Annotated in this window: 1 protein-coding gene and 1 pseudogene; both read right to left on the minus strand. The window is 81.2% G+C overall.

From position 1 onward, the window contains the following. Nucleotides 1-150 precede the first annotated feature (150 nt). Nucleotides 151-1,059 (minus strand): DUF4397 domain-containing protein, encoded by a 909-nt coding sequence (locus EJA20_RS18315; RefSeq protein ID WP_129339932.1) that lies wholly within the window; start codon nt 1,057-1,059, stop codon nt 151-153. An 82-nt stretch (nt 1,060-1,141) separates the two neighbouring features. Further along, nucleotides 1,142-2,833: pseudogene (locus EJA20_RS18915) on the minus strand (hypothetical protein); the annotation flags it as partial.

Genomic DNA, 2,833 nt, shown 5'->3' on the forward strand with positions numbered 1-2,833 from the left:
CGGCGGGGCGGTCGGCGGGCGCGGCGCTCGTCGACGGTCCGGCCGACGCGCCGCCGGTCGCCGCCTCACCCGTGGGCGCGGCGCACCCCGGCGCCGCCGCGAGCGCGAGGACGAGCGCGCCGAGCGTGAGTGCCCGGGCGCCGCGGCGCCTCATCGTCGGCCGGCGCGCGACCTCGCCACCGGCAGGGGCGAGCGTCCTCGCGCCCTGGCCGCCGCCACGACGGCGACGAGCACGCCGACGAGCCCGAGCCCCAGGCCGAGCCCGACGGCCCCCTCGGTGCCGGGGGTCGCCGCGCGGTCCGCGGGCGCCAGCCCGCCGCCACCGGTGTCCACGCCCTGCTGCGGCGTCGCGGCGGGGCCGGCGGCGTCGAGGACGGGCTTCACGGTCTGGCGGCCGGCCGCGTCGTCGAGCACGAGCAGCGTGCTGACGGAGCCGCCGGCGAGGTCGACCCGGGCCGTCCCGGAGGCGTCGCCGCCGAGGGCGAGGTCCCAGGCGCCGGCCGGCACGGTGGCGTAGGCCGTGGCGGCGCCGGTCGTCGCGCCGCGGGCGATCGCGACGCCCGTGGTGGTCGACACGTCGACGGACCCCGCCCGCGTCGAGGCCTGGACGACGCGGACGCGCGCCTGCCCGTCGGGCGGGCTGGTCAGGTCGTCCGAGTACACCGTCGTGGTGAGCGCGCTGTTGCGCCCGTAGGCCGCCACGGTGAGCGGCTTGCCCGGCTCCACGGTGAGCGTCTGCGTCACGACGGGGGTGGTGCCCTCGTCGGCGCCGGCCGGCACCATGGACACGACGTACGTGCCGGCGGGCAGCGGCAGGTAGCCGGAGACCTGCCCGTACGAGACGCCGTCGAGCCGGTGCAGGACGCCGCCGCCGGCGAGCCCGGACAGGCGCACGTCGACGCCCGCCGTGTCCGGTGACAGGTGGGCCACGCGGGCCCAGCCGTCGTCGGGCGCGGCCTGGGCGCCCGGGGCGCCGGCGAGGCCGAGGCCGAGCGCGGCGAGCGCCGCCAGCAGGACCGCGCGGGCGCGGCCCCGCCCGGGGAGCGGGGAGCGGGTCATGCGGGGGTCCCTTCGTCGGGTCCGGCGGGCCGGACGGGCGCGAGGCGGTGGGGCGGGTGGGGTCCTGCGGCGGGCGGGCGGGTCACGGCGCAGCGGCGGGCGGGGCGACCTCCGGCAGGACCCCCGCGGGCTCCTCGACGGAGAAGGTGGCGAGCACCCCGTCGGGCGTCGCGCTCACCTCGAGGGCCGCCAGCGGGCCGCCGGGGGCGAGCCACCAGTCGAGGGCGGTGTCCCGGCCGGTGCCGGACGTGGTGGTCTCGCCGTCCAGCACGGTGACGAGCACCTGCCGCCGTACGCCGTCCCGCTCGCCGGGGACGACGGGGAAGCCCGCCACGGTGACCTCGCCGATGGACAGGCGGGCGGCCAGGCCCACCACGATGCGGGCGTCGACGAGGCCCTGCTCGAGCAGCGCGCGGCTGTCGCCCTCGAGCGTCAGCCGGGGGTTCGCGACGAGCTGCGCCCCGGCGGCCGCGCGGGCCGAACGTGCCGCCTGCGCCTCCGTCCAGGCCTCGCCGGCGGCGCCGCCCCCGGGGGCCACGCGTCGCACGTCGACCCGGTCCGGACCGGAGCCGAACGTGGCCTCGACGACGGAGCCCTCGAGCGCCCGGGCCACCGGCCCCGACGGCGCGGGCACGGTCCGCAGGCCGTCCGTCGAGACGACGTACGCCGGGTCGCGCAGCGGGCGCCCGTCGGAGGTGGCCTCGAGGTACCGGTAGTCGACGACGTCCCGCACGCCGCGGCCGGCGCGCAGCAGGTCGACCCGCAGGGCGTCGTCGACCACGAGCACCGCCCCCGGCTCCACGTTCTCCTCGACCCACGCCTGCGCCTGGCGGAAGGGCGCGTCGCCGTCGTCGGCGACGAGGGCCCGCAGCTGCTGCACGGCGGAGGGCACGGCGACGACGACCGCGGTCGCGACGAGCGCCAGCGCCGCGCCGGCCGCGAGGCTCTCGTCGGGACGGGCGGCCCGGACCGCACGCACGGCGGCGTCGGCCGACCCGGCGACGAGGAGCGCCACGAGGGGCAGCCCGAGGACGAGGACGGAGCGGCCGTGCACCGACGGCACGCCCCCGACGAGGAGGGCCGGGCCCAGCAGCACGACGAGGAGCGCGGCCGCCGCCGGCAGCGCGGACCGGCGCGCCCGCCGCGGGGTGGAGCGCCACGCGACCACGGCGAGCACGGGGAGCGCCACGAGGGCGCTGCCGCTCGTGAGCACCGCGGCGACGACCGCCGGCACGGCGGCGGCCCGGGCCGCCCAGGGGTGCGCACGGGAGGCGGCGAGCAGCACCGCGACGAGCACCCACGGCGTGGCGACCGTGGCGAGGTCGACCGTGCGGTGCAGCCCGAGGGCCGGCGGCCACAGCGCGAACACGGCCAGGGAGCCCGCGGCCGCCGGGCGCGACAGCCCCGCCCGGCGGGCGACCGACCACAGCAGCGCCGCGGCGAGGGCGGTCGCGACGACCATCGCCTCCCGGGCGGCGACGACCCCGACGGCGTACCGCTCGAACCCGCCCGTCAGCCCGGTCCACAGCGCGACCTGCAGCGGCCCGACGACGTCCAGCGGACCGACGCCGGCGGGCCAGCCGCCGGTGGCCAGGTCCCAGGCCTGGGCCGTGACGCGGCCCTCGTCGTCGGTGCGGGCGGCCCCGCCGAGCCGCAGGAGCGGCACGAGCGCGACGGCGACGAGCGCCGGCACGAGCCACAGCGCGTCGCGGACCCGCGGGCCGGGCCCGCGACGGCCCCGGCGCCCGGCCCCGTCGTGGCCGCCGGCCGTGCC

The organism is Cellulomonas endophytica (assembly GCF_004123805.1).
Classification (GTDB): domain Bacteria; phylum Actinomycetota; class Actinomycetes; order Actinomycetales; family Cellulomonadaceae; genus Cellulomonas; species Cellulomonas endophytica.

Coding starts and splice junctions, on each gene's coding strand:
- EJA20_RS18315 (WP_129339932.1), bottom strand. CDS start 1,059: ATGACCCGCTCCCCGCTCCCCGGGCGGGGCCGCGCCCGCGCGGTCCTG.